We start from the raw sequence: 23,462 nt of genomic DNA on the forward strand, positions 1-23,462 counted from the left end.
CGCGAGCGCGACCTTACGACAGATTCATGCGCATATCTAGATGCGACCTTCGGCGGGAAAGCGCTTACAGTCCAGTACTGCCACCGCCTCCGCCGCCTTCCCCTGCGATCGTGGAGGACACCAGCGATGGAGCACCTTTCGACGAGCCGCCGGAGCCTGCTGCTCGGCGCGACGGCGACCGCCGGCCTGCTCGCTCTCCCCGGCCCCGCGACAGCGGCCCCGGCGTGGCAGCTGCGCTGGAGCCCGGACCCCAACCGGGACGCCCCCGCCGCCGCCTTCGCCGGCCTCGAACAACACGCGCACACCCAGCACATCCACGCGCGCGACGGCGCCTACCGCTTCGACATGCACTGCCCGCCGGACTTCGCCGACGTCGACGTGAAGCACGGAGACCGCCAGCGCACCGAGGCACGCGGCATGCGGTCCGGCGGCGAGATCAAGATCCTCCAGGACCAGACCTGGCGGATCTCCTACGACATGTTCGTCCCGAACACCCTGCGCCCGACGACGGCCTTCACCCACATCTTCCAGATCAAGGTCCGCGACATCGCGCCGCCACTGGTGACCCTCACCCTCAACGCCCGCGGCGGCGGAGTGATCGAGATGCGCACGAGCAACGACAGCGGCGCGTACACCACCCACGACGGCACCTCCTACGAGTCGATCCGCAACCGCTGGACCTCCGTGGATATCGAGGTGAAGGCGAGCAACTCCGGCGCCCACGTCGCGTGGACGCTGCGCGACACCGCGGGCCAGACGCTGCTGAACCGCCGCATCACCGGCCTCGACATGTGGCGCGGCCAGAACTGGCTGACCCCCAAGTGGGGCGTCTACCGGAGTCTCAGCAGCTCAGGACGGGTGACGACGTACCTGCTGACCCGCAACATGAAGGCGCACCAACTCGGATAGACCCCCCGGTGGAATCTCGGTTCCGGCGTCGGTTAGAGTTGTCCACATCAACCGGGACGCACGCCGGACCGGGAATGCGGATGTAGCGCAGCTGGTAGCGCATCACCTTGCCAAGGTGAGGGTCGCGGGTTCGAATCCCGTCATCCGCTCGTAGGCCAGGCTGTTCGGTGGTTTTGCCACCTTGCGCCTGGCCTTCATATTTTTCGGGGGGTCGCCCCCCCATGCCCCCACGGTGCGGGCTTGTGCCATCCCAGCGCGGCTCTGTTTTGCTGGAACCAGCTCAGTTCCGCTGATCGGGTTGGGGTGGTTGTCGTGGATCTTGAAGTGGCTCGGGGGATCGTCCGGGAGCAGCACCACGCCGTGCTGGCGACCCTGCGCGGCGATGGGAGTCCGCAGATGTCGCCCGTCACCGCGAGCGTGGACGACGCCGGGCGGGTCGTCGTGAGCACCAGGGAGACCGCCTTCAAGGTGCGGAACCTCCGGCGGGACCCCAGGGCGTGGTTGTGCGTCCTGCCCGACGGGTTCTTCGGGCGGTGGATCCAGGTCAGCGGGCCCGTGGAGATCGTCGAGCTGCCCGAGGCCATGGACGGGCTCATCGAGTACTACCGGTCGGTGAGCGGCGAGCACCCGGACTGGGACGAGTACCGCGAGGCGATGCGGTCGGAGCGGCGGGTGTTGCTGCGCGTGACCCTGGAGAACGCCGGACCCGACCGGTCAGGTTGATCTTGTCGGTGGTGTGAGCAGCCCCCGATCCACGGTCTCATGGCGGGGCGACAGAACGGGCGTGGGAGCTGGCCTCCGGCCCGAGTTGTCCACATCGGCGTGGGTTGTCCACAGCTTCGCCTCGGAGTCCGTGGTGGGCCGGGCGTTGGTGGGACACTGGACGTGGGGTCGCCCCCCTGGGAGGGCGGGGGCTGCTCTTGTTGAGGGAGTTCGGCTCCGCGGGTGGGTTGAGTCGGGTCAGCGGCCCGTGAAGTTCGCCTTGCGGCGCTCCACGAAGGACTTCACGCCTTCTTTCGCGTCTTCCGTTCCGAAGAGCTTCATCAGGTCCGGGACCAGGTTCGCCACCGCCGCCGCTTCGCCTTCCGTGACCGCCGTGCGGGCCGAGGCGAGGGTGGCCCGCACTCCCAGCGGGGCCTGTTCGCAGATGCGCTCCGCCAGTTCGACCGCCCGGTCCAGCTGGTGTCCCGGTGCGACGACCTCCTGGACCAGGCCGATGCGGAGCGCTTCCGCCGCGTCGAACTCGTCGCCGGTCAACAGCCAGCGCATCGCGTTCCCCCAGCCCGCCACCTGGGGGAACCTGATCGTCGCCCCGCCGAACGGGTAGATGCCGCGCTTGACCTCGATCTGCGCGAAGCGGGAGTCGTCCGCCGCGATGCGGATGTCCGACGCCAGCAGCAGCTCGATGCCCAGGGTCATCACCCAGCCCTGGACCGCCGCGACGATCGGCTTCGTGCGGTGGGCCCCCTGCGTGCCCCACGGGTCGATCGAGCCCTCAGGCAGCGGGAAACCGGCGTCGGCGATCTTCGGGGCGACCTCCGCCAGGTCCAGCCCAGCCGTGAAGTGGTCGCCGTGCGCGAAGACCACACTGGCCCACAGCTCCGGATCGCGTTCCAGCTCGGTGTAGGCCGTGGCCAACTCGCCGAGCATCGTCGAGGTGAAGGCGTTGCGCTTCTCCGGGCGGTTGAAGCCGATCAGCAGGACGTGTCCCCTGCGCTCGGTGGTGATGAACCCGGTCTCCGACATCTGCGCCTCCGAACCGTTCCATTAACTTACTCGTGAGTAGCGGACGTTATCCGGCTTAGTCCTGTAGAGCAACCGACGTTGTTGACCACCTCGCGGGGACTGCGGAACAGTCTCGGCTTGCTCGCTGTCGCGCTCGGCGAGGAGGTACCCGCATGCGTCAGCACTCGCGAGGATCACGGTGGTCGCTGCTCACAACGGCGCTCGTGGTCGCACTCGGCCTGGTGCTCCCCGGGACGGCGTCAGCGGCTCCGACGTGGCTCGGCTCGTGGACGACCGCGATGATGGCGAGCACCACCACCGACATCACGGTGCCCGCCTACACGGTCCGTTCCGCGGCGCACATCAGCGTCGGCGGGTCGCAGGTGCGGTTGCGGCTGTCCAACCGCTACGGCGAGAAGGCCGCCGCGATCGGACACGTGACGGCATCGCTGGGTGGGGGTCCCGCCGCGAACCAGGCGCCGAAGAGCCTCAGCTTCGGGGGTAGGCGCTCGGTCAGCATCCCCGCGGGCGGTGAGGTGCTGAGCGACCCGCTCGCCATGGCGGTCTCCTCCGGCGCGAACGTGCTGGTGAGCATCCACGTGACGGCGTCACCGAAGCAGGTCACCTACCACCGTTCCGCCAAGCAGGACTCGTTCATCGCGACGGACGCGGCCGACCACGCCGCGGACACCTCGGGGGCGGCGTTCACCAAGAAGACCGGCTCCTGGTACTTCATGACCGCCGTGGACGTCCAGTCCCCGACCGCGACGCGCAGCGTCGCGACGTTGGGCGACTCGATCACCGACGGCGCCGGGTCCACCTACGGCAACCACCGCTATCCGGACGTTCTCGCGCGGCGGCTGCTTTCGTTGCCCGCCAACCAGCAGCGCGGTGTGCTGAACGCCGGCATCGGCGGCAACATGGTGCTGCGCGACGGCGCGAACGGGCAGGCCGCGGTCACCAGGGTGAAGTGGGACGTGCTCCAGCGGACCGGTGTGCGCACCCTGATCGTGTTGGAGGGCATCAACGACATCCGGCGCGCGGGCGGGCCGCCGACGGCGGTCCAGCTGACCGACGGCTACCGGAAGATCATCGATGCCGCGCGGGCGAAGGGCATCCGGGTCCTCGGCGGCACCCTGTTGCCGTTCAAGGGTTCCAAGCCGTGGAGTGACCAGCTCGAAAGCGTACGGACGCAGGTGAACACCTGGATCAGGACCAGTGGCGCGTTCGACGCCGTGGTGGATTTCGACGCTGTGATGCGGGATCCGGCCGATCCGAAGAAGATGCGCGCCACCCACTCGACCACCGACTGGTTGCACCCGAACAACACCGGCTACGAGGCCATGGGCAACGCGGTGGACCTGGCCAAGCTGTAGGACCGGTTCAGCGGGGAGCTCTGCCGTCGCGGCGCAGCACCGGCTGCCCGTGGTCGGCGACCGCGGTGGTGAGCTCCCCGCCGAACAGGCAGACCGTGCGTTCCCAAGGGTGTCCGAAGATCCCGTAGCTCAGGTCCGCTGCGAGGAAGGCGCAGTAGTCGCCGTCCGGGACGATCGGAACCGGCCACGGGTCCACCGAGTCCGTCCGGTGTGGCCAGAAGCGGTACGACGCGTGCTGCCAGTCGAGGACGTACACCCAGTCCTGTTCACCGGTGCAGCGCTTCAACGCCGCGAACAACACGTCCGCGAGCTCGTCGACGCCTTCCCGGGATCGGCCGAAGTCCCTGGCGGCGTGGTCGTAGCGGCTCAGCGGACGCCGTTGCCCAGGGGCGAGATCCCAGGTCAGGGACGGGGTCGGCTCCACGATCGAGGGCCAGTCCTCCGGATGCGCGCTCGGCAGGAAGTCGAAGCGCCCGTCGAAGCGGTTCCACACCCGACGATGGCTGTCCGGGTCGAGCTCCTGCCACACCTGATGTCCTCCCGCGCTCGCACTGAGTGCTTCTACTCAGCTCCCTCCGGCTCTAATACGCGTGATCTCGGCCGAGGTTGCCGCCATCCTCGACACAACCTCTCCAGTCATCAAGACCGGGGACACCAGGACTGAAGGGTTGTGTTCCGCGATGACGGGTCGCACGCGCCGTGGATCGGCCTTCGGCGCCGTTTCGGTGCTGTTCGGCTGGTACACCGCCGCCGCATGTGCCTTCCTCGCGTGGGCGATGAGCCTGCCCGAGGTGAACCCCGGTGGGCAGTGCACCGGAATCGGCTGGGGCTGCGCACTTCCGCCGCAGGACGGCGCGCTGTTCGCGGCCTCGATGTTCGGCCCGCCGATAGCAGTTGTCGCCCTGCTCGTCGGCGCCTTGGTCGCGAAGGTGCTCACCGAGCGCCGGGGATCGGACTCGCTCAAGCACGGTTCGCTCGCGGCGGCGGCGGGTCTGCTCAGCGCGGGCGCCGCGGGTCTGGTGTGGGCGGTCTGAGCCGGAACACGGTACGGCAGAAGGGAAAGCCCCCGCTGGTGTCAGCGGGGGCTTTCCCTTTCCGGGCTACCGGTTCAGGTACGCGTAGTGCTGCTTGGAGAACTCGCCGCCGTTGAACCGGTCCCAGTTGATCGACCAGCTCATCAGCCCGCGCAGGTTGGGGTAGGTGCCGCGCGGCTTGTAGGACTCGCAGTTCTGCCCCTTCATCAGGCAGTCGAGCACCTTGTGCACCGCGGCCACCGACGTGTGCCCATTGCCCGCGTTCACGCTGGCGGGCAGGCCGAGTGCGACCTGGTCCTGGCGCAGCCCCGGGAAGACGTTGTTCGCGTCCCCGCGCACCGGGAAGCCACCGAGCACCATGTCGCCCATGGCCACGTGGAAGTCGACGCTGGGCATCTGCTTGTACTGGTTGTCCGGGGCCATGATCGGGCCGGAGTTGTACTGCTGGACGTGCAGCAGCGTCAGGTCGTCGCGCAGCGCGTGGATCACCGGCAGGTACGAGCCCGCCCGGTTGTCCGCGCCGCCCTGGCCGCCGTAGTGCTGGTAGCCGAGCTGGACGAAGAACGTCTCCGGGGCCATGGTGAGCGTGAAACCGCTGCCGTACTTGGCCTTCAGCGTCTTCAGCGCCGAGATCAGGTTGACGATCACCGGGGTCTTCGGGTTCTTGAAGTCGGTGTCGCCGGAGTCCAGGTACAGCGAGTGGCCCTCGAAGTCGATGTCCAACCCGTTCAGGCCGTACTTGTCGATGATCGCGCTGACGGAGCGCACGAAGGCGTCCCGCGCGGCCGTCGTGGTCAGCTGGACCTGGCCGTTCTGGCCGCCGATGGAGATCAGCACCTTCTTGCCCTGTGCCTGCTTCTCCTTGATGCCCGCGATGAACTCGGCCTCGCTCTCCACGTTCGGGCACTCCGCGACCGGGCACAGCGAGAAGCGCAGCTCGCCGGAGGTGACCGAGGTGGGCTCGGCGAAAGCAAGCTGGATGATGCCCCACTCGTTGGGCACGTCCTTCATCCGAACGTAGCCGGACCCGTTGGCGAAGCTGGCGTGCAGGTAGCCGACCAGCAGCTTGTTGCCCGCGGGCGGCTGGACCACGGAGGTGGTCGTCGTGGGCGGTGGCGTGGTCGTCGTGGTGGGCGGGGTCGTCCCGCCACCGTCACAGGGCGAGCCGTTGATCCGACAGGCCGCGGGCACGCCGGTTCCGGTGCCGTTGAAGCCGAAGGTGACACTGCCGCCGATGGGCACAGCGCCGTTGTACTCGCGGTTGGTGAAGGTGTAGCGGCCGTTCTGGTTGGTCTGCAAGGCATCCCAGTAGGCTCCGACGCTGCCCGGAGGCAGGTCGAGCTCGACCTGCCAGCCGTTCACCGCGCTCCCGGAGTCGTTGCGCACGGTGACCTGAGCGGTGTAGCCGCCGTCCCAGCTGCTCTGCTTGGTGAAGGTCGCCGTGACCGAACCCCCGTAGGCGGGGACCACGGCGAGGAAAGCTGCGCCCAGCACCAGGGTGACCAGTGCCGCCACCCGAGCGAACAGGACCCTTCGAGTCACTTTTCCTCCCACCGACGCGGGCGCGCAGCAGCGGCTGCGACCCCTCTGCGGCGGCGGAGTTCACATGAGTGGACTAGACCATGCCCGCGCCTGTCAAGGTCTAGACCACAGTAGCCCTGCTGCCAGCATCCGGTCCAGGATCAGCCCGTCGGCGACGGAAACCAGGCCACGCTGCTCGTGACCGATCCAGCCGAGCTCCTCGATCTCCCCGCACGCGGTGGGCTCGCCGACGAACTCCGCCGTGTAGCAGGCGGTCCGCACGAGCACGCCCGGCGGGAAGCCGTGCGCCTGCGCCTCGAAGACCCCGAAGCACTCCGCGCTCCCGGTCAGCACGTCGACGCCGAGCTCCTCCCGGACCTCGCGCCGCAGAGTGTCCACATCGGACTCACCGGGCTCCCTCTTGCCGCCCGGGAGGTAGAACACGTCGTTGCCCCGGGACCGCGCGCCGAGTACCTTCCCCTCGCGGACGTTCAGCCAGGCCACCCGGTCGATGAATCGCACGCGAGCCACTGTGCCAGGCTTCGGCATGCCTTTCGCGGAGATCAACGGGCAGCGCGTGCACTACGAGGACAGCGGTGGCGAGGGCCTGGCGCTGGTGTTCTCGCACGGCATCCTCATGGACCACGAGATGTTCGCCGCGCAGCAGGAGCTCGCGGGCGAGTACCGCGTGATCATCTGGGACGCGCGCGGACACGGGCTGACCGAGTCCGACGGGAAGCCCTTCAGCTACTGGGACGCCGCGCGCGACTGCCTCGGCCTGCTCGACCACCTCGGCGTCGACCAAGCCGCGCTGGTCGGAGTGGCGCAGGGAGGGTTCACGGCGATGCGCGCGGCGTTGCTCGCGCCGGACCGGATCGTCGCGCTGGCGCTGGTCAGCACCCTCACCGGCGACGAGTCGCCGCGGGCACAGACCTTCTACGGCCAGCTGTTCGGCAGGTGGATCGCGGAGGGGCCGATCGACGAGCTGACCACCGTCTTCGCCGCGCTGACGATCAACGAGCCGGAGCAGAGCGCGCGGTGGGTCGCGAAGTGGCGGGAGCGCGACCCCGAGCTGGTCGCGGAACCGGCGACCTGCCTGCTTGAGCGCGACGACATCAGCGAGCGGCTGCGCCAGATCCGTTGTCCCGCAGTGGTTCTGTACGGAACGGCCGATCCGCTGTTCGGCGCGGAGGACGCCGAGGAGCTGAGCGAGGCGCTGCGGTACTGCGTCGGCGTGGTCCCGATCGAGGGCGGGTCGCACGCCTCGCCGTTGACCCACCCGGAGCAGGTCAACGCGGCGCTGAGCTACTTCCTGAGCGAGATCTAGCCGCTCACGGGTCGGATGTGCGCGCGTCCGGGCCCGCGCAGAACGCCGCCGACCTCAACGGGAAGGGACATCGCGCTCCCTTCCGGCGGCTCCGCGCCTGGTGCGCTGGGCCGACCGGAGTGGTCGCGACCGTCCGGTCGGACTGGGCCAGCCAGCCCCGAGGTCTAGACCAAAGCGAGCCGAGAACCGCGGCCGAGGTTCCTCCGCCCGGCGCTGTCGACGGGTTTGGGCGAATGTAACCATCGAATTGCTCCGCCGCCGGAGAGGGGCAGAAATGCTCAGCAAGAACTTCAAGCGAGCAGTCGGGGTCGCCCTGTTCGGCCTTATTCCAGTCTCGCTCAGCGTTGTCACCGCGGGTACGGCGAACGCCCACGGTTACACCCAGAGCCCGGCGAGCCGCAGTTACAACTGCAAGCTCGGCACAGTTCAGAACTGCGGCGCCATCCAGTGGGAGCCGCAGAGCGTCGAAGGTCCGAAGGGCTTCCCCGGCGGCGGTCCCGCCAACGGGAGCCTGTGCAGCGCGGGCAACGCGGCCTTCAAGGAACTCGACGACCCGCGTGGCGGCAGCTGGCCGGCTCCTACCCTGTCCAGCGGCTCGAACTACCAGTTCACCTGGACTTTCACCGCTCCGCACCGCACGTCCAAGTTCCACTACTACGTCACCAAGAACGGCTACAACCCGTCACAGCCGCTGACGAGGGACCAGCTGGAGCTGACCCCGTTCGCGACCGTCGACTACGGCGGGAAGCAGCCGCCGACCACGTACTCGCACACGGCGCAGTTGCCTTCCGGTAAGAGCGGAAAGCATTTGATCTATGCCGTGTGGGATGTCGCTGACACGGCGAACGCTTTCTACTCCTGCGCCGACGTCAATTTCGGCTGAGAACGGTTCCGAGTGCCCCGGCTCCCTCCGCCGGGGCACTCGGCGTTGCCGCCGGTAATTCGGTTGGTCCCCGCGACGGGCATGTCGCAGACTTCGCGGTGTGACTGATACCCGTACGCCTCGTTCGCAGACCTCCGCCTCGGCGGAAGGTGTGCGGCGACAGCAGGCGTCCCCGGGGACCGGTCGCGGCCGTCCTCGACGATCGTGACCGAGGCCCTGGTCGCGGGGCTGCTCGCCGGCTACGGCATCGCCGTGCCCGTGGGAGCCGTCGCGGCCCTGATCATGAGCCTGACCGCACGAACCTCGTTCCGGGTCGGCGCCTGCGCCGCGCTGGGCGTCGCGACCGCCGACGGCCTCTACGCCGTGGTCGCCGTGCTCGGCGGAGCAGCGCTCGCCGGAGCCATCCACCCCGTCGCGGTCCCGCTCCGCTGGCTGGCCACGACTGTCCTGATTGGACTCGCGGTCCGCACAGCCGTTGTGGCGCTTCGCAGCTACCGCTCACCGACCGCCGAAGTGGACAAGCAACCGACGACCCCCGCACGGGCGTTCGCCGGTTTCCTCGGGCTGACACTGCTCAACCCGATGACGATCGTCTACTTCGGAGCGCTGGTGCTCGGCCGCCAGGGTGAGGCGGCCATGGGACTGTTGGGAGACACCGTGTTCGTCCTCGCGGCGTTCGCGGCCTCCGCGAGCTGGCAACTGGTTCTCGCGGGCGGTGGCACCGTGCTCGGGCGGCTGCTCACCGGCCCGCGCGGGCGGCTGGTCACGGCACTGGCCTCCAGCGCCGTGATCACCGGATTGGCGGTGACCATGCTGATCTCCGGATGAACGCTCGGGCCTCGCGCCACAACGATGCCGCGTCGAACCCCGCACCGGGCCGGATGCGCAACGAGTTCCAGTCCAGGCATCGACGCATCATTGACCTGCTCGCCGAACAGGGCGAGTGGCTGCGCCCGGTTCCTTCCACAGCGGGAATCCACCTGAGCGCACTGTTCTCGGGCACGCCACCGGACATCAGGGAACTACTCCCCCAGCTGCGCGCGGAGGGAGTCGGCGTCTATCCGCTCTCACGGTTCTACGCGGGCGAACCCGATCGAGCCGGGCGGCGGCTCCGCAACGCCTTGTCTCACATCGGGAATGCGTCTCGCTGAACCTGCGCGAGACCAACCAGGAACGAGCGCTGAAGCGGAACGTGCCACTCCGTGCTGTCGGCCATCGCCCACGTCCCATGCTCCCACAACATGTAGTCGACGGCGTCGGGCCACGCGGCGACCTCGGTTTCCGTCAGCTCCACATGAGCGCGGTAGGAATCGCGGAAGACCATCCACTCCTCCGTGGTGAACGGCCTGCCCGGGACGTCCTCCATGGTGAACATCAGCGCGGCGAGTGAGAGGTCCAGAATCCGTGGCGGGCACTCTCCGTTGTCGGGGTCGATGAGCACCGGACCGGTGTCAGCGAAAACGAGGTTGTTGGCCTTGTAGTCCATTGTCGCGTCAACGACGGGTAGTTCCGCGTCCCTGATCGCGGGCAGTGTGGTCCGCTCGAAGTTCTCGCCGAGCGGCTCAAGCCGGGCCATGACGCTGTCAACGTGCTCCGGCGCGTGCTCGGTGAACTTCTCACGGAGCTCGGGCAGGTCTTTCGCCGGTTCTCCGGGCTCGTACGTCGGCCAGGAGAACGGACGCAGCTCTGTGCTGCGCACGGCGTGAATGCGTCCCAGCAGCTCACCGGCGGCGGCGATGTCCTCCAGGCTCGCGTTGTAGCGGCGGCCGTCGACCCACGGGTAGACCGTCCAGTTCTCCCCGTTGACAGCAGCGGGGTTCGCGGTGTCGAGCTCCACTGGAGTCACGACCGGAATACCCGCCTCGGCGAGGCGACGACACCACTCGTCGATGCCCTTGGAGGTCCGCTTGAGCACAACTGCCGCGCCATTCCGCTCCGCCGGGAAAACGGGCGACCACTGGTAGCACGAATGCGTCTGGGTTGGCCGTACACCGAAGCGCTCGAACAGCTCAGCCACATCCGCCGCGGGAAAATCGGTCACCAGACGGATGCTCGACAGGAGACGAGCTCACCGCAACTCGATTATCCGCGCGGCCACGGCGAACCGGCTCGGCTCCACACGGCATCACCAGCCACGCGGTCAATCTGCCGAGCCGCCCCCGCGCACGCGTCGGCTGGCTGACGCGGCCGCGGTTTTCGCGTTTTGTCACCTTAAGGCGCAAAAGAGCGCTCCCATTTCGCATTAAGGCTACAAAACGCGAAATGGGGGCACGCGGGTGAGGGCGTCAGGGGCAGGTTCTGGCCTCTAGGTCGCCAGGCCGACCGGGCAGGACACCCCGGTGCCACCGAGGCCGCAGTAGCCGTTCGGGTTCTTGGCGTCGGAGAGGTACTGCTGGTGGTAGGTCTCGGCGTAGTGGAACTCGCGCAGCGGCGCGATCTCCGTGGTGATGCTGCCGTAGCCAGCAGCGGTGAGAGACTTCTGGTACTCGTCCCGGCTGGCCTCGGCCGCGGCGCGTTGGGCGTCGTCGGCGTAGTAGACGGCTGAGCGGTACTGGGTGCCGAAGTCGTTGCCCTGGCGCATGCCCTGGGTGGGGTCGTGGCCCTCCCAGAACGTGCGGAGCAGGTTCTCGTAGGAGATCTGCGACGGGTCGAACACCACGAGCACCACTTCGGCATGGCCCGTGATGCCCGCGCAGACCTGTTCGTAGGTTGGCGCGTCGGTCTGGCCGCCGGCGTAGCCGACCGCGGTCGACCAGACGCCGGGGGTCTGCCAGAACAGGCGCTCCGCTCCCCAGAAGCACCCCATGCCGAAAACGGCGGTGCGCAGTCCTTCGGGGAACGGCGGCTGGATGGTCCTGTCAGGGAAAACCGCATGGAACGCAGTCACGTGTCCAGCGTACGCGTGCCCGGACGGCCGACAACGTGCACAATCCTCCGCGTGCCGAACCTGTCCGTCCTCGTCCCCGCCAAGGATGAACAGGACACCATCGCCGAACTCGTCCACCAGCTGCACGAGAGCCTCGACCCCCGGTTCGACTGGGAGGTCGTCTTCGTCGACGACGGCAGCACCGACAAGAGCTGGCAGGTCATGTCGGAGCTGGCCGCCACCGACGGCCGGGTCCGGGCGACCCGGCTGCGGTGCAACATGGGCAAGGCCGCCGCGCTCGCCGTCGCCATCCGGGAGGCGCGGGGCGAGGTGCTGGTCACCATGGACGCCGACCTCCAGGACGACCCCGCCGAGGTGCCGCGGCTGGTCGCGCGCCTGGACGAGGGGGCCGACCTGGTCAGTGGGCACAAGAAGGACCGCAAGGACCCGTTGTCGAAGCGGTTGCCGTCGAAGTTCTTCAACGCCATGACCGGGTGGGTGACCGGGCTGCGGCTGCGGGACCACAACTGCGGGTTGAAGGCCGGGCGCCGCGAGGTGTTCACCACGATCCCGATCCACGGCGAGCTGCACCGGTACGTGCCCGCGCTCGCGCACGCGATGGGGTTCTCCGTCGGTGAGGAACCGGTGAACCACCGGGCGCGGGAGCACGGGCGCTCGAAGTACGGCTTCGAGCGGTACCTGCGCGGCGCTCTCGACCTGCTCACGGTGGTCGCGCTCACCAGGTACGGTCGCCGCCCCGGACACCTCTTCGGTGGGTTGGGCGCGCTGTCCGGTCTGCTGGGGACCATGATCCTGCTGTACCTGACCGGCGTCTGGGTGTTCACCGACGCGTCGATCGGGACACGCCCGCTGCTCACCCTCGGCGTGTTGCTGGAGATCCTGGCCGTGCAGCTGGTCGGTCTCGGGCTGATCGCCGAGCTGGTGCTGGCGCGAACCCTGCAGAGCGAGGAAGTAGAGCGATATGTCGTCGACCGCACCGAGCCGGGTCCGGGCCGCTAGCACGCTGCTGCTCGTACTCGCGGCCATCCCGGTCGCCGCGATGGTGTTCGAGGTGCTCCGGGCGCCGCGGCTGCATTTCCTGGACTACTGGTCGGTTTTCGGGCGGATCACCGAGGAGGACGGCAGCCTCTACCCGCGCGGGGTGCTGACCTACCAGAACGAGCACCCGATGTTCCTGCCAGGACTGCTGTTCTGGTTGGAGGCGAAGCTGCTCGGCGGCTACAACCAGGCGCTGGGGCTGTTCGACGTGGTCGTGGCCGGTGTGACCGTCTTCCTGCTCAACCGGCTGCTCCCCCGCGAGCTCGGCGAGGTCCGCCGCGCCGCGCTCACCGCGGCGTTCTCCTTCCTGTTGTTCAGCACCAGCGGTCTGCACAACTTCGCGTTCGGGTTCAGCGGCACCGGCTGGTTGTCGGCGAACCTCGCGGCGGTCGGCGCGATCGTCCTCGCGGTGCGCGGCAAGCACATCAGCTCGATCGTCGTCGGTCTTGCCGGATGTGCTTGTTACGGAACGGCTTTCGCGTTGTGGCCCGCGTTGGCGGTGATCAACTGGTTGCGGCGGCAGCACGTTCGGTGGACGGTCGCTCCGCTCGTGGTGTGCGCGGTGGTCGTCACGGTGTGGGCGTTGACCTACGGACCCAAGGACAGCATCGACAAGGGCAACCTGCTGGGCATCGACAGCTACTTGTCGACCGTTGCCGCGACCTTGGGGCAGCTCTGGTCGACCAACGCCGACGTCGCCGCCGGTACGGGCATGGTCACCGCGCTGCTGCTGGCCGGGTTCGGCTGGCTGGCCCTGCGGCGGCGGTTGGCCACCGTCGAGAACCACCCGCAGACGCCGTGGGTGGGCGTTGCCGTCTACGCGGTCGGCGCGGCGACCATGATCAGTGTCGCGCGGGCAGGAGCCGGGCTGACGCCGACGGACACCGGGCGGTACGCGTCGATCCCGGCGCTGGCGCTGTGCTCGGTGCTCGCGCTCGTGGTGATCAGCTGGCCGGTGCTGTCGACGCTGAAGGTGGTCGGGCTCGGGTTGGCGTTGGGCCTGACGACCTACACGGTCGGCAGCGCCCAGGCGGCCAACGTGCGGAGCCAGTTCGGTTCGCAGCCGCTGCTGGCGATCGCGATGCGCACCGGGGCCGACGCCGTTGTCACGGAGTTCCGAGCGAAGCCGGACGCGCTCCCCGCGGTCAAGGGCATCGGCGCGTACCCGTTCAACGACGACTTCGGCCTCGGCTGCGACGGGCCGGAGCTGGGCGGGCGGATCGACCTCTCCACGGTGCCGGAGCTGCCCGGCCTTCCCGGGGACGACGGGGACGCGGGCTTCGTCGAGACCGCGGTGCGCGGTGACGCGGTCATCGACGGCTGGGCGCTCATCGGGGGCGAGCGCCCCGACTGCGTGCTCGTCACCGACCGGAACGGGGTGATCAAGGGCGGTGGGATCGTCGGGGTGCCCCGGCCGGATCTGGTGACCGTGCTGGGGGTTCCCGAGTCCCGCAGCGGGTGGCGCGCGGTCGCCGGGCCGGACCTGGACGGCGGAGTCGTCGTCGTGTCCGGAAAGGACGGTCTGCATCGGATCGCCGCCGGGATCGACGGGAAGCCCCGCTGATGCGCAAAGCCCTGCCGCAGATCCTTTTCGTGGTGGCCGCGGTGGTCGCTGCCGCGGTGGGTTTCCGGGACCGGATACCCGAGGTGCTCGCGGGGTTCGAGCGGATCGGGTGGACGCGGGCGGCGGTCGCGACCGCGCTCGCGGCGCTGGGGCTGCTGGCGACGTCGCGCATGTGGTTGGCGGGGCTGGTGTCCTTCGGTCACCGGCTCGGCGGCGCGGACACGTGTCGCGTGTTCTTCCCGGCTCAGGTGGGCAAGTACCTGCCGGGGCTGGTGTGGCCGTATCTCGCGCAGATCCGTTTCGCCGCAAGGCACGACGTGCCCGCGGCGGTCACGCTCGGCGTCGGAGCGCGGTTCCTGGCCGTGCACCTCGTCAGCGGCGTCGTCGTCGGCGCCGCGTTGTTGCCGTGGTACGAGGGGCTGAGCGAGCACTTCTCGCTGCTCGCGTTGCTGCCGCTGGTCCCGGCGCTCGCACTGCTGCACCCGAAGGTCCTCGCGAAGCTCGTCGCGGCGATGCCCGCCAAGTTGGGCGCGCCGGAGCGGGCTCCGATGACCTGGGCGGGGGTGGGATCGGCCCTGGCGTGGATGGCGCCCGCGTGGACCGCGTACGGACTGGCCGCGTTCGTGCTGGTAACGCCGCTTACCCCGACGGACGACATGCTCGGCGTGGCGTTGACCTGCGTCGGCGCGTTCGCGGTCTCCTGGGTCGCCGGACTGGTCGTGGTCCTCGCTCCCGCGGGCCTCGGCGCGCGGGAGGCGGTGTTGGTCGCGGCCCTGGCTCCGCTGGTCGGAGGGCCGTCCGCGGCCTCGGTGGCATTGCTGCTGCGGCTGTGCCATACGGTCGCCGATGTCGCGCTGGCCGTGGGTTTCACGCCACGAGGGACGAACGAGAACCGGGGGATCCAGGGGTGAGTGGCAAGCGCGTCGCGGTGGCGCTGTCGGCGGTGGCCGCGCTGCCGGTGGTCGTGATGATCTTCGAGGTGCTGCGCTCGCCGCGGTTGCAGTTCGCCGACTACTGGTGGTTCGTCGCGGGCGCGACGCATCCGGACGGCAGGCTCGACCCGGCGGGGCTGCTGCTCCAGCACAACGGTCACCCGACGTTCATCCCCCGGTTGTTGTTCTGGGCCGAGGCGCGGTTCCTCGGTGGTGACAACCGGACGCTCGGCCTGCTGACCGTCGTGCTGTCACTGGTGGTGCTGGTCGTGCTGCACCGCATGCTGCCGAAGGAGCTCAGCACGACGAGCCGCTTCGCGCTGACCGCGGCGTTCTCCTTCCTGCTCTTCGGTTCCCGCGAGCTGGAGCTCTACGGCGTCGGCGTCACCGGGGCCACGTGGCTGCTGATGGCCGTGCCCGGAGTGCTGGCGTTGTTCCACGCGCAGCGCGGCAGGACCGTCCCCGCGATGATCTGCGTCGCCGTCGCGTGCCTGTGCTTCGGAGCCGGGTTCGCGCTGTGGCCGGTGATCGCGTTGATCGCCTGGCTGCGCCGGGACGCGCTGTGGCAGCTCGTCGCGCCGTTGGTGGTGCTGGTGGTCGCGGGCGGCGCGTGGGCGCTGACCTTCGAGACCGACTCGTTGCAGTCGCCGTACCCGCTCGGCCCGGAGAACTACCTGTCGGTGGTCGCGGGAACCCTGGGGCAGCAGTGGTCCTACAAGTACTCCGACTTCGCGGTCCTGGCCGGTGCGGTGATCGCGGTCGCGCTGTTCTCACTGATCGCGCTCTCGCTGCGCCAGCGGCTGGGTGAGCGGGAGCGCTCCCCCGAGGTCGTTCGCGACTCCGGCTGGATCGGGCTCGGCCTGTGGGGCGTGCTGATCGGCGTGATGATCGCGCTGACCCGGGTCGGGTCCGGAGTGGACGTCGCGCTCGCCGGGCGGTTCGCGTTGGCGCCGATGCTGACCACCGCCGCGCTGCTGGTGCTCGTCGCGGTGCGCGGGCCGGGTCTGCCGGTGCTGGCCCTCTCGATGGCGGTGTGCGTCGCGACCTACGTGCTGGGCACCCATCTGGCGACCGCGGTGCGCAACCTGTACTTCGACCAGAAGGTGCTTGAGATCGCCATGCACGTTGGCGCCGACAAGACCATCGCGGAGCTCCAGTCGACCCCGGATGTCGTCGGCAGGCTCAAGGGCATGGGCAGCTACCCGTTCACCAGAGGCTTCAGCCCGGGTTGCGGAACCACGCTCGGCGCTAAGGTCGGCCCACTGCGTGAGCTGACCACCGGGGCGGTCGACTCCGGACCGATCGCCGGGGATGCCAAGATCTCCGGCTGGGCCATGGTCGACGGCAGACAGGTCGACTGTGTTCTTGTGGTGGACGGCGCGGGGATCGTGCAGGGTGGTGGCGCCGTGGGCATGCCGCGCCCGGACCTGCCAGGCACGATCCAGACCAGACAAGCCCGGCTCGGCTGGCGGGCGGTGGCGGTTCCGGGGATCGGAGACGCCTCCGTCGTCGTCGGATCGGGTGGCCTCCTGTACCGCTTGCCCGCGGTGCGAGGCCACTGACGGAGCCGGATTCGGGGAGCCTTTCCCCTTCGGCAGAATTAGCCCGACCTAGGGACGACGACACGAAGGGGGTGTCTGTGACCTGGCAGGAAGAGCTGCGCAGCCTCGACGCCGAGCTGGCGGCGGGCAACATCTCGGCCGACCAGTACCGCCAGCGCCGGGACCACCTGCTCGCCCAGGCCTCCGCCGCGGGCCCGACGCCGAAGCAGCCCGAGCCCGGCAGCGGCGACGGGCCGTTCCCGCCGCCGTTCCGCTGGGAGAGCTCGGAGCAGCCGTCCGAGTCCGAGACCACCCAGGTGATGCAGCCGGTCAAGGACGAGCCGAAGGCGGAGCAGCCCGAGGAGCCCCCGAAGTCCGAGGAGGCCCCCAAGGCGGAGGAGCAGCCCGCCAAGGAGGAGCCCGCGGCCGACGCCACGCAGGTGGTCGCGCCGAGCAGTGACGCCACACAGGTCGTGAAGCCGGTCGGGGACATCGCCGACCGCACCCAGGTCGTCTCGACCCAGCAGAGCGCGGGCGACGCCGACCGCACCCAGGTGGTGCCCGGCGCGGGCGGGCAGCAGGTCTACCAGGGCCAGCCCTTCCCCGGACAGCAGCAGCAGATGGGCAGCCCGTGGCCGGCCCACCCGCAACAGCAGCAGTACCCGCCGCAGCAGCACCAGCAGCCGCACGGCTCCGCCCCGCCGTGGGCGAGCAACGACCTGCCGCCGGACTTCGGCTCCGCGTCGGCGTGGCCGCGCCAGGGCCCCGAGGTCTTCGAGAGCAACAGCGGCTCCAAGACCGGCAAGATCGTCGCGATCGTGGCCGTCGTGCTGCTGCTCGTCGGCGGTGGCTTCGCGATCTGGTACTTCACCAGTGGCAGCGGCGGCAACACCCCGCCCGCCGCGGCGAGCACGACGCAGCAGCCGCCCGCGCCCACCACGACGACCACCCCGCCCAAGCCGAAGCCGAAGGGCGGGCAGTTCGTCGACCTCGACGGCACGCTCCGGGCGAACATGGCGCACGCCATCGACGACGCCGTGACGGCGAACATGCCGACCGCGGACGAAGCCAAGACGCTCAAGGCGGCGGGCGCGACCGAGGTGCTCGGCTACGGCACCGAGGACAAGGGCGTGAAGCTCGGCCTCTGGGAGTTCAAGGCCACCTCGGAGTCCGCGCCGAAGGTCCTGGAAGACATCGACAAGATGTACGCGAACGCCGGTTTCCAGAGCTACACCGGCGCGGGCACCCCCGAGTCGGTCAAGGCGCGGTTCCTCAAAACCGACGACAAGCCCGGCGCGGCCTACCGGGCGCACTACCGGGTCGGTAACTCGATCATCCGGGTCGAGGCGTTCGCCGACGACGCCGCGGCGGCGGAGACCGCGTTCAAGGCGCTGATCGAGCGCCAGCTCAAGCAGTACCCGCCGGCGTAATGGCGGAGCGCAACGACGAGGTCCGCTACGCCGACGGCGCCGAGGACTCGGTGCTGTCGGCGTTGCGCGCCGCCAGGGACGTCACCGCCGGTTCGGACGAGCTGGCGGCGCGCGCCGCCGGGTGGGAGCTGAGCTATCACTTCTCCCCGCAGCGCCAGGGGTTGCTGGCGCCGCTGCGGTTGCGCCGGGGTCTGCGCGCGGCGGATCTCGGGTGCGGCAGCGGGGTTCTGGCCCGGGGGCTCGCCGAGGCGGGCGCGGACGTGCTCGGGGTCGAGGGTGTTCCCAGCCGCGCCGAGGCCGCCCGCGTGCGGTGCCGGGACCTGCCCACCGTGGAGATCGTCACCGGCCGGGTCGAGCAGGGCCTCGCCGAGCGGGACCCGTTCGACCTGGTGCTGCTGTGCGGCCTGCTCGAACACACCGCCGGCGACGAGGACGGTCCCGCGAACACCTTGCGCAGCGCGGTCGGCGCGCTCGCCGAGGACGGCGTCCTGGTGCTGGCGATCGAGAACCAGCTGGGGCTGGGCTATCTCGCCGGACGGCACGAGGACCACCACAGCACCCCGTGGGTGGGACTGGCGGACTACCCGGGCGGCAGGCGCAGCCCCCGCACGTGGGGCGCGCGACGGCTTGCCGGGATGCTCGCCGAGCACGGCCTGAGCGCGCAGCGCTGGCTGGTCCCCTACCCCGACTACAAGCTTCCCAAGGTCGTTCTGGACGGCCGGATCTTCAACCGCCCGGACGCGGCCGAGCTCGTCGACAAGCTCGTCAGGGACCCGCTCCAAGGCGCGTTCGGCGGCAACGACGCAGTGGTCTCCGGCCGTGCGCTGCAACGGGTTCTTGTCGGTGAGGGCCTCGGCCTGAGCACCGCCCCGTGCTTCCTGGTCGTCGCAGCGCGCACGCCGGACGCGATTCGCGCGCACACCCAGGACCAGATCGGCTGGATGGTCAACAACTCGCGGCGCGGCGCCTACCGGCGCTCCCGCGTGCTGTCGCCGGGCTTCCGCCTGGAGACCGTCGGCGGAGCGCGTGGATCGGCGAACGGCTGGCTGCGGCACCAGGTCGTCGCCGACGAGCCGTTGGTGCCGGGCCGCCCGCTCGACGCGCACCTGCTGGACGCGCTGCACTCCGGCGACCAGCGGGAGCTGGTGCGGCTGCTGCGGCTGTGGCGCGAGGTCTGTCACGCGGGCGCGCGACCGCTGGCCGATGACGACGTCCGGCACCCGTTCCTTCCCGGTCGCGCGGACGTCTCCGTGCTGCCGCCGGACCACCTGGACATCCACCCCGGCAACGTGGTGGTCCAGCCGGACGGTTCGACCGTGCGGATCGACCGCGAGTGGTCGGCGGGTTCCGGGGTCGACGCCGAGCTCGCGGAGCTGCGCGCGCTGCTGGAGTTCTGCCGCGAGGTGGTCACCGGCAGGGCCGCGCACCCGTGGCAGGACGACATCACGCTGCACGGGCTGCTGCTGCGGCTGTGCGAGCCGATCGGGCTGCGCGAGGCCGCGGAGAGCCGGTGGGACGAACTGGTTCTGGCGGAGTCGGTCTTCCAGGAGCTGGTGACCGGCAAGTCCGCGGAAGTGACCGCCGCGGCGATCCGGGCCGAGGCGGACGCGCCGGTGCTGCCGCCGCTGTGGGACGCCGTCGGTGGGCTGACCGCGCTGCGCGAGCGGGCCGCCGGGCTTGAGTCGCAGATCGGGGAGCACCTGGCCGCGATCGAGGCGGAGCGCGGCCAGTTCGAGGAGCTGCTGCACAACACCCGCGTCGAGGCCCAGCGCGAGCAGGAGCGGGCGAGCGCCGTCGAGGCCGAGCTCGCGGCGCGCAACGACGAGGTCGAGCAGCTGCGGCACAGCCTGGAGGTCGCGAAGGCCGAGGTGGCCAAGCTCGACCGCCGGATGGGGATGGCGATGCGCGAGCTCGCCGCCTCCGCGCAGCAGGAGACCCGTGCGCGGGCCGAGGCGCAGCACGCCCGCCAGCAGGAGGCCGCGTTGCGGTCGGCACTCGACGGTGTCGCCACGCGGCTGAACCGGACACGCGCGCGGCTCGACCGCCTCGAAGCGTCGAAGCTCGTCAAGCTCGGGCACCAACGGTTCTGGCCGACCGCTCGGGCTCTGCGCGGAGCGCGGGACCTCGTGCTCGGGCGCGCCGGTGAGGAGCCGGACGCGGTGCTGCGCAAGGTCGCCAAGCACGCTCCCGGACTCGCCGCGGTGGTCGGCGCCGTGGCACGGCACCGCTCCGGCGAGGCACGTGAGGCCGCGCTGCGGTTCCACGTGGAGCTTCCCGACAAGCCGGTGCACGTGGGTCTCGGCCAGGTCGTGGAGTTCACCGGCTGGGTGTTCCACGCGGATCTGCCGCTGCGCGCGGCGTGGATGGTGTCGCAGGGGCGCGACCACCCCGTGAGCCTCGGCTACCAGCGCCCCGACGTGGTGGCCGCCTTGTCGCCCTTGGGTTTGCGCGTGCCGGACGGCAGCGGGATGCGGGTGCGCGTCCCGGTCAGGGCCGTCTCCCGTGAGCAGCGCGTCGATCTCGCGCTGCGCGTGGAGCTGGTCGACGGCACGGTGCTGGAGCGTCGCCTGCCGGAGCTGACGGTGCTGCCGGGCGCGGGGGCGACGCCGTTGACCGTGGCGTGGCCGGGCACCGGGCCCAAGGTCGCGATCTGCATGGCGACCTACTCCCCCAGTCGCGAGTACCTGGAGCAGCAGCTCGACTCGATCCGCGCGCAGACGCACGAGAACTGGGTGTGCGTGCTGTGCGACGACGCCTCACCGGAGTCGTCCCGGGAGCTGGTCCGCGAGCTGGTCGCGGGTGACGAGCGGTTCGTCTTCGTCGAGCACGACGACAACGTCGGCTTCTACCGCAACTTCGAGCGGGCGTTGAAGCTGGTGCCCGCCGACGCGGACGCGGTGGCGCTGAGCGACCAGGACGACGTGTGGGACTCCGACAAGATCGCGGCGCTGCTCGCCGAGCTGGCCGATCCGCAGGTGCAGCTGGCCTACTCGGACATGCGCCTGGTCGACCACGACGGTCAGCACCTGGCCGACTCGTTCTGGAACCGCAGGCGCAACCAGTGCGACGACCTGCTCGCGCTCGCGCAGCTCAACACGGTGACCGGTGGCGCGTGCCTGGCGCGGGCCGACCTGGTCCGGCAGCGGGTGCTGCCGTTCCCGCCGGGCACCGTCTCGGTCTTCCACGACCACTGGATGGCGGTGGCCGCGCTCGCCGCAGGGCGGATCGCGTTCGTGGACCGGCCGCTGTACTCCTACCGCCAGCACGGTGACGCGATCACCGGCCACCGCGAGGACGACCTGGACGAGGGGCTGCCCCCGCTGTCGAAGCTGGCGATGGCCGCTCTGGGGCTGGGAGACCCGCTCACCGACGAGCAGCGCGCGCGGTTGGACGCCGTCGCGGAGTACGAGCTGACCCGGCTCGCGCAGTTCGCCACCGTGCTGCTGTTGCGCGACTCGGGCCGGTTGACCGGCGAGGTCCGCGAGCGGCTGCTGGAGCTGGCGATGGCCGACCGCCGGGTGCGGCCGCTGTACGAGCTGACCCGGTTGCCGGAGAGCACGCGCGCGGTGACGGCGGGCGCGGAGAACCTGTTCCTCGCGGCGGCGCTGCGGCACCGGGCGGAGTCGGCGAGGCGGCTGGACCTGCCGCCCCGCCCCGAACCCCCGCTGGACTGAGTCCGGAGTGGCTCAGTCGCCGTCGACCGGGTGGTAGTCACGCGTCCGGTAGGAGCGGTCGGAGCCGCTGCGCAGCTTGGACACCGCGTCGAGCATGGCGCGGCCCAGGCGGGCACGGGCCTCCAGCGCGGGGTGGGTGCCGCCGAAGTTGGCGTCGACGGCCGTGCCGCCGGTGAACTGCCCGCGCGCGAACAGCGCGTAGGTGAGCACCGGCTTGGAGCTGCCGTCGAAGATCACGCCCGCCTCGTGCCGGTCGGATTCGAGCCACCCGCCCTTGGTGGCGATCCGCTCGCGCTCGGCGGTGGACATGTCCCTGCGGATGCCGTCGATGTAGCCGTCCTTGGACCGCAGCACGTCGAGCAGGAACGTGGTGGAGCCCGAGGAGACGAGCTTGCCCGCGACGAGCTTGTCGAGCAGCGTGTGCGTCTCGCGCGGGGTGGTCTTGCCGAGGAAGAACCGGGCCGGGTTGGCGACCGGGGCGACCTGGGTGTGGGTGAAGCCCTTGGCGCGCAGGATCTGGTTGATCTCCAGCGCCGGGCAGACCAGCCCGCACAGTCGCGCGGCGGTGTCGTCGGAGACCAGCAGCAGCGCGCTGAGCACGGCGGCGATGGTGATCTGGTCGCCGTAGACCTTGTGCAGCCGGAAGATCCCGTCACCGTTGGCGACGATGACCTCCGGTGTCAGCGTGACCTTCTGGTCCAGCTTCAGCTGTCCCCGGTCGACCTTGTCCAGCACGGCCGCGGCGACGGCGATCTTGTTGACGCTCTGGGCGTTGACGACGGTGTCCGGGTCGTCCTCGATCGCGCTGACCACCCGCCTGTCAGGGCCGACGATGCTGACCATCGACGACCACGTGCCTCCGGCCCGGCGGGTCTCCCGCCGGTAGACCGACGCGATCCGGGCGCGCGCCCTCCTGGCTGTCGGCGGCGTCGCGTCCTCGGGTGAGTCCTCGGGGTCGGCGTGGGCCAAACCGGTTGTGGGAGCAAGTAATGCGGCTGCGAGCCCGAAAGCGGCACGGCGGCGGATCGTGGCCATCGTGGCGGAGCACCCCTTCTATGCGACTCCGCAGTCGACGAGCACCTTCTCCATGCTGCGACGGAATCCTTCCGCGGAGAAGTGTTCCCGGCAGATCCGCAGCATCTCCTGCTGCACATCCACCCATAGCGCGTCATCGCGGAGCAAGCGGTCGCACAGGCTTACCATCTCCGCCGGCGACTCGCCGACCAAGAAACGCGCGATGGTTCCGAGGTGCAATCCCTCCGCCCCGACCGGAGTAGTCACGAATGGCGGATCCGCTGACATCGAATCGACGGACTTGCTCTTCACTCGGGCGCCGAACCGCATCGGGACCACGTGCAGCCGCGTGACGCTGAGCCACGGGCGCGCATCAGGCACTCGCCCGACGACCTCGTTCAGGCCACCGTGCAACGCGAGCACGTCCGGCGACGGGTCCGCTCCGACCGCGCGCAGCGTCAGTCCGGAATGCCGTTCGCCGGGTGCGTGCCGCCGAAGGTGCCGTCATTGGCCGCCGCGTCCCGGTGAACGTTGAGCCCGGTCGCGGGGCAGACCAGCCCGCACAGCCGGACTGCGGTGTGTCGTCGGAGACCAGCAGCGCGCTGAG

The 23,462-nt window shown here is 70.1% G+C and carries 22 protein-coding genes and 1 tRNA gene; 15 read left to right on the forward strand and 8 right to left on the reverse strand.

What is annotated here, in order from left to right:
- Positions 1-126: 126 nt before the first annotated feature.
- The 3 genes from ACFFQA_RS21445 to ACFFQA_RS21455 all read left to right on the forward strand — a co-directional run bounded on the left by ACFFQA_RS21445 (position 127) and on the right by ACFFQA_RS21455 (position 1,632).
- Positions 127-909 carry a hypothetical protein gene (locus ACFFQA_RS21445; RefSeq protein ID WP_377854933.1) on the forward strand — a complete coding sequence of 261 codons (783 nt, stop codon included), beginning with the start codon at positions 127-129 and terminating at the stop codon, positions 907-909.
- 76 nt (positions 910-985) lie between these two features.
- Positions 986-1,058, forward strand: a tRNA-Gly gene (locus tag ACFFQA_RS21450).
- Positions 1,059-1,221: 163 nt separating this feature from the next.
- On the forward strand, positions 1,222-1,632 hold the full coding sequence (locus tag ACFFQA_RS21455; protein WP_377854936.1) for a PPOX class F420-dependent oxidoreductase: 411 nt from the start codon (positions 1,222-1,224) through the stop codon (positions 1,630-1,632).
- Between the two features lie 237 nt (positions 1,633-1,869).
- On the opposite strand, the gene ACFFQA_RS21460 is transcribed toward ACFFQA_RS21455, so the two are convergent.
- Positions 1,870-2,655 carry a crotonase/enoyl-CoA hydratase family protein gene (locus ACFFQA_RS21460; RefSeq protein WP_377854938.1) on the reverse strand — a complete coding sequence of 262 codons (786 nt, stop codon included), beginning with the start codon at positions 2,653-2,655 and terminating at the stop codon, positions 1,870-1,872.
- Between the two features lie 152 nt (positions 2,656-2,807).
- Here ACFFQA_RS21460 and ACFFQA_RS21465 point away from each other — a divergent pair, with 152 nt between their 5' ends.
- On the forward strand, positions 2,808-4,010 hold the full coding sequence (locus ACFFQA_RS21465; RefSeq protein ID WP_377854940.1) for an SGNH/GDSL hydrolase family protein: 1,203 nt from the start codon (positions 2,808-2,810) through the stop codon (positions 4,008-4,010).
- A gap of 7 nt (positions 4,011-4,017) precedes the next feature.
- Here ACFFQA_RS21465 and ACFFQA_RS21470 read toward each other — a convergent pair whose 3' ends face one another.
- The gene (locus ACFFQA_RS21470) at positions 4,018-4,539 is read right to left on the reverse strand and encodes a DUF2716 domain-containing protein (protein WP_377854942.1); all 522 of its coding nucleotides are present in this window, start codon (positions 4,537-4,539) and stop codon (positions 4,018-4,020) included.
- A 151-nt stretch (positions 4,540-4,690) separates the two neighbouring features.
- On the opposite strand from ACFFQA_RS21470, the gene ACFFQA_RS21475 reads away from it, so the two are divergent.
- Entirely contained in the window at positions 4,691-5,044 is a 354-nt protein-coding gene (locus ACFFQA_RS21475) for a hypothetical protein (protein ID WP_377854944.1), read from the forward strand.
- A 66-nt stretch (positions 5,045-5,110) separates the two neighbouring features.
- Here the strand turns inward: ACFFQA_RS21475 and ACFFQA_RS21480 are convergent, their stop codons facing one another.
- Together ACFFQA_RS21480 and ACFFQA_RS21485 are read right to left on the reverse strand one after the other, a co-directional pair.
- A complete protein-coding gene (locus tag ACFFQA_RS21480; RefSeq protein ID WP_377854947.1) occupies positions 5,111-6,586 on the reverse strand; it encodes a chitinase in 1,476 nt (491 codons plus the stop codon).
- Between the two features lie 93 nt (positions 6,587-6,679).
- The gene (locus ACFFQA_RS21485; RefSeq protein WP_446681687.1) at positions 6,680-7,114 is read right to left on the reverse strand and encodes an NUDIX hydrolase; all 435 of its coding nucleotides are present in this window, start codon (positions 7,112-7,114) and stop codon (positions 6,680-6,682) included.
- On the opposite strand from ACFFQA_RS21485, the gene ACFFQA_RS21490 reads away from it, so the two are divergent.
- The 4 genes from ACFFQA_RS21490 (at position 7,113) to ACFFQA_RS21505 (ending at position 9,926) form a co-directional block, all read left to right on the forward strand.
- A complete protein-coding gene (locus ACFFQA_RS21490; protein WP_377854952.1) occupies positions 7,113-7,892 on the forward strand; it encodes an alpha/beta fold hydrolase in 780 nt (259 codons plus the stop codon). The genes ACFFQA_RS21485 and ACFFQA_RS21490 overlap by 2 nt on opposite strands.
- 274 nt (positions 7,893-8,166) lie before the next feature.
- The gene (locus ACFFQA_RS21495; protein WP_377854955.1) at positions 8,167-8,775 is read left to right on the forward strand and encodes a lytic polysaccharide monooxygenase auxiliary activity family 9 protein; all 609 of its coding nucleotides are present in this window, start codon (positions 8,167-8,169) and stop codon (positions 8,773-8,775) included.
- A 204-nt stretch (positions 8,776-8,979) separates the two neighbouring features.
- Positions 8,980-9,603 (forward strand): LysE/ArgO family amino acid transporter, encoded by a 624-nt coding sequence (locus ACFFQA_RS21500; RefSeq protein ID WP_377854958.1) that lies wholly within the window; start codon positions 8,980-8,982, stop codon positions 9,601-9,603.
- Entirely contained in the window at positions 9,600-9,926 is a 327-nt protein-coding gene (locus ACFFQA_RS21505) for a hypothetical protein (protein WP_377854961.1), read from the forward strand. Before ACFFQA_RS21500 ends, ACFFQA_RS21505 begins: the two co-directional genes overlap by 4 nt.
- Here ACFFQA_RS21505 and ACFFQA_RS21510 read toward each other — a convergent pair.
- Together ACFFQA_RS21510 and msrA are read right to left on the reverse strand one after the other, a co-directional pair.
- Positions 9,902-10,816 (reverse strand): phosphotransferase enzyme family protein, encoded by a 915-nt coding sequence (locus ACFFQA_RS21510; RefSeq protein WP_377854964.1) that lies wholly within the window; start codon positions 10,814-10,816, stop codon positions 9,902-9,904. The two genes, ACFFQA_RS21505 and ACFFQA_RS21510, sit on opposite strands and share 25 nt — an antisense overlap.
- Before the next feature lie 264 nt (positions 10,817-11,080).
- Complete coding sequence (msrA, locus tag ACFFQA_RS21515) at positions 11,081-11,662, reverse strand: peptide-methionine (S)-S-oxide reductase MsrA (RefSeq protein WP_377854967.1); 582 nt, start codon at positions 11,660-11,662, stop codon at positions 11,081-11,083.
- A 51-nt stretch (positions 11,663-11,713) separates the two neighbouring features.
- Between msrA and ACFFQA_RS21520 the strand changes: the two genes are divergently transcribed.
- From ACFFQA_RS21520 to ACFFQA_RS21545, 6 genes are all read left to right on the forward strand, one after another.
- Positions 11,714-12,661, forward strand: coding sequence for a glycosyltransferase family 2 protein (locus tag ACFFQA_RS21520; protein ID WP_377854970.1), 948 nt, complete (start codon positions 11,714-11,716; stop codon positions 12,659-12,661).
- Positions 12,624-14,264: a hypothetical protein gene (locus tag ACFFQA_RS21525; protein ID WP_377854972.1), complete on the forward strand. Its 1,641-nt coding sequence runs from the start codon at positions 12,624-12,626 to the stop codon at positions 14,262-14,264. The genes ACFFQA_RS21520 and ACFFQA_RS21525 overlap by 38 nt, the downstream gene beginning before the upstream one ends.
- On the forward strand, positions 14,264-15,175 hold the full coding sequence (locus ACFFQA_RS21530) for a hypothetical protein (protein WP_377854975.1): 912 nt from the start codon (positions 14,264-14,266) through the stop codon (positions 15,173-15,175). The genes ACFFQA_RS21525 and ACFFQA_RS21530 overlap by 1 nt, the downstream gene beginning before the upstream one ends.
- Positions 15,172-16,758 (forward strand): hypothetical protein, encoded by a 1,587-nt coding sequence (locus ACFFQA_RS21535; protein ID WP_377854977.1) that lies wholly within the window; start codon positions 15,172-15,174, stop codon positions 16,756-16,758. The genes ACFFQA_RS21530 and ACFFQA_RS21535 overlap by 4 nt, the downstream gene beginning before the upstream one ends.
- A gap of 77 nt (positions 16,759-16,835) precedes the next feature.
- Positions 16,836-18,167, forward strand: coding sequence for a hypothetical protein (locus ACFFQA_RS21540; protein WP_377854979.1), 1,332 nt, complete (start codon positions 16,836-16,838; stop codon positions 18,165-18,167).
- Positions 18,167-21,841: a glycosyltransferase gene (locus ACFFQA_RS21545; protein WP_377854982.1), complete on the forward strand. Its 3,675-nt coding sequence runs from the start codon at positions 18,167-18,169 to the stop codon at positions 21,839-21,841. Before ACFFQA_RS21540 ends, ACFFQA_RS21545 begins: the two co-directional genes overlap by 1 nt.
- A 12-nt stretch (positions 21,842-21,853) precedes the next feature.
- Here ACFFQA_RS21545 and ACFFQA_RS21550 read toward each other — a convergent pair whose 3' ends face one another.
- Positions 21,854-22,810 (reverse strand): serine hydrolase, encoded by a 957-nt coding sequence (locus ACFFQA_RS21550; RefSeq protein WP_377854985.1) that lies wholly within the window; start codon positions 22,808-22,810, stop codon positions 21,854-21,856.
- Positions 22,811-22,894: 84 nt separating this feature from the next.
- Positions 22,895-23,317 carry a glycosyltransferase gene (locus ACFFQA_RS21555; RefSeq protein ID WP_377855932.1) on the reverse strand — a complete coding sequence of 141 codons (423 nt, stop codon included), beginning with the start codon at positions 23,315-23,317 and terminating at the stop codon, positions 22,895-22,897.
- Positions 23,318-23,462: the final 145 nt, after the last annotated feature.

This window comes from Allokutzneria oryzae (assembly GCF_042429765.1).
Lineage (GTDB): Bacteria > Actinomycetota > Actinomycetes > Mycobacteriales > Pseudonocardiaceae > Allokutzneria > Allokutzneria oryzae.

Excerpts from the sequence above, each read along its gene's own strand:
- ACFFQA_RS21445 (WP_377854933.1), top strand. The coding sequence starts at position 127 with ATGGAGCACCTTTCGACGAGCCGCCGGAGCCTGCTGCTCGGCGCGACG.
- ACFFQA_RS21460 (WP_377854938.1), bottom strand. The coding sequence starts at position 2,655 with ATGTCGGAGACCGGGTTCATCACCACCGAGCGCAGGGGACACGTCCTG.
- ACFFQA_RS21465 (WP_377854940.1), top strand. The coding sequence starts at position 2,808 with ATGCGTCAGCACTCGCGAGGATCACGGTGGTCGCTGCTCACAACGGCG.
- ACFFQA_RS21475 (WP_377854944.1), top strand. The coding sequence starts at position 4,691 with ATGACGGGTCGCACGCGCCGTGGATCGGCCTTCGGCGCCGTTTCGGTG.
- ACFFQA_RS21490 (WP_377854952.1), top strand. The coding sequence starts at position 7,113 with ATGCCTTTCGCGGAGATCAACGGGCAGCGCGTGCACTACGAGGACAGC.
- ACFFQA_RS21485 (WP_446681687.1), bottom strand. The coding sequence starts at position 7,114 with ATGCCGAAGCCTGGCACAGTGGCTCGCGTGCGATTCATCGACCGGGTG.
- ACFFQA_RS21495 (WP_377854955.1), top strand. The coding sequence starts at position 8,167 with ATGCTCAGCAAGAACTTCAAGCGAGCAGTCGGGGTCGCCCTGTTCGGC.
- ACFFQA_RS21505 (WP_377854961.1), top strand. The coding sequence starts at position 9,600 with ATGAACGCTCGGGCCTCGCGCCACAACGATGCCGCGTCGAACCCCGCA.
- ACFFQA_RS21525 (WP_377854972.1), top strand. The coding sequence starts at position 12,624 with ATGTCGTCGACCGCACCGAGCCGGGTCCGGGCCGCTAGCACGCTGCTG.
- ACFFQA_RS21530 (WP_377854975.1), top strand. The coding sequence starts at position 14,264 with ATGCGCAAAGCCCTGCCGCAGATCCTTTTCGTGGTGGCCGCGGTGGTC.
- ACFFQA_RS21545 (WP_377854982.1), top strand. The coding sequence starts at position 18,167 with ATGGCGGAGCGCAACGACGAGGTCCGCTACGCCGACGGCGCCGAGGAC.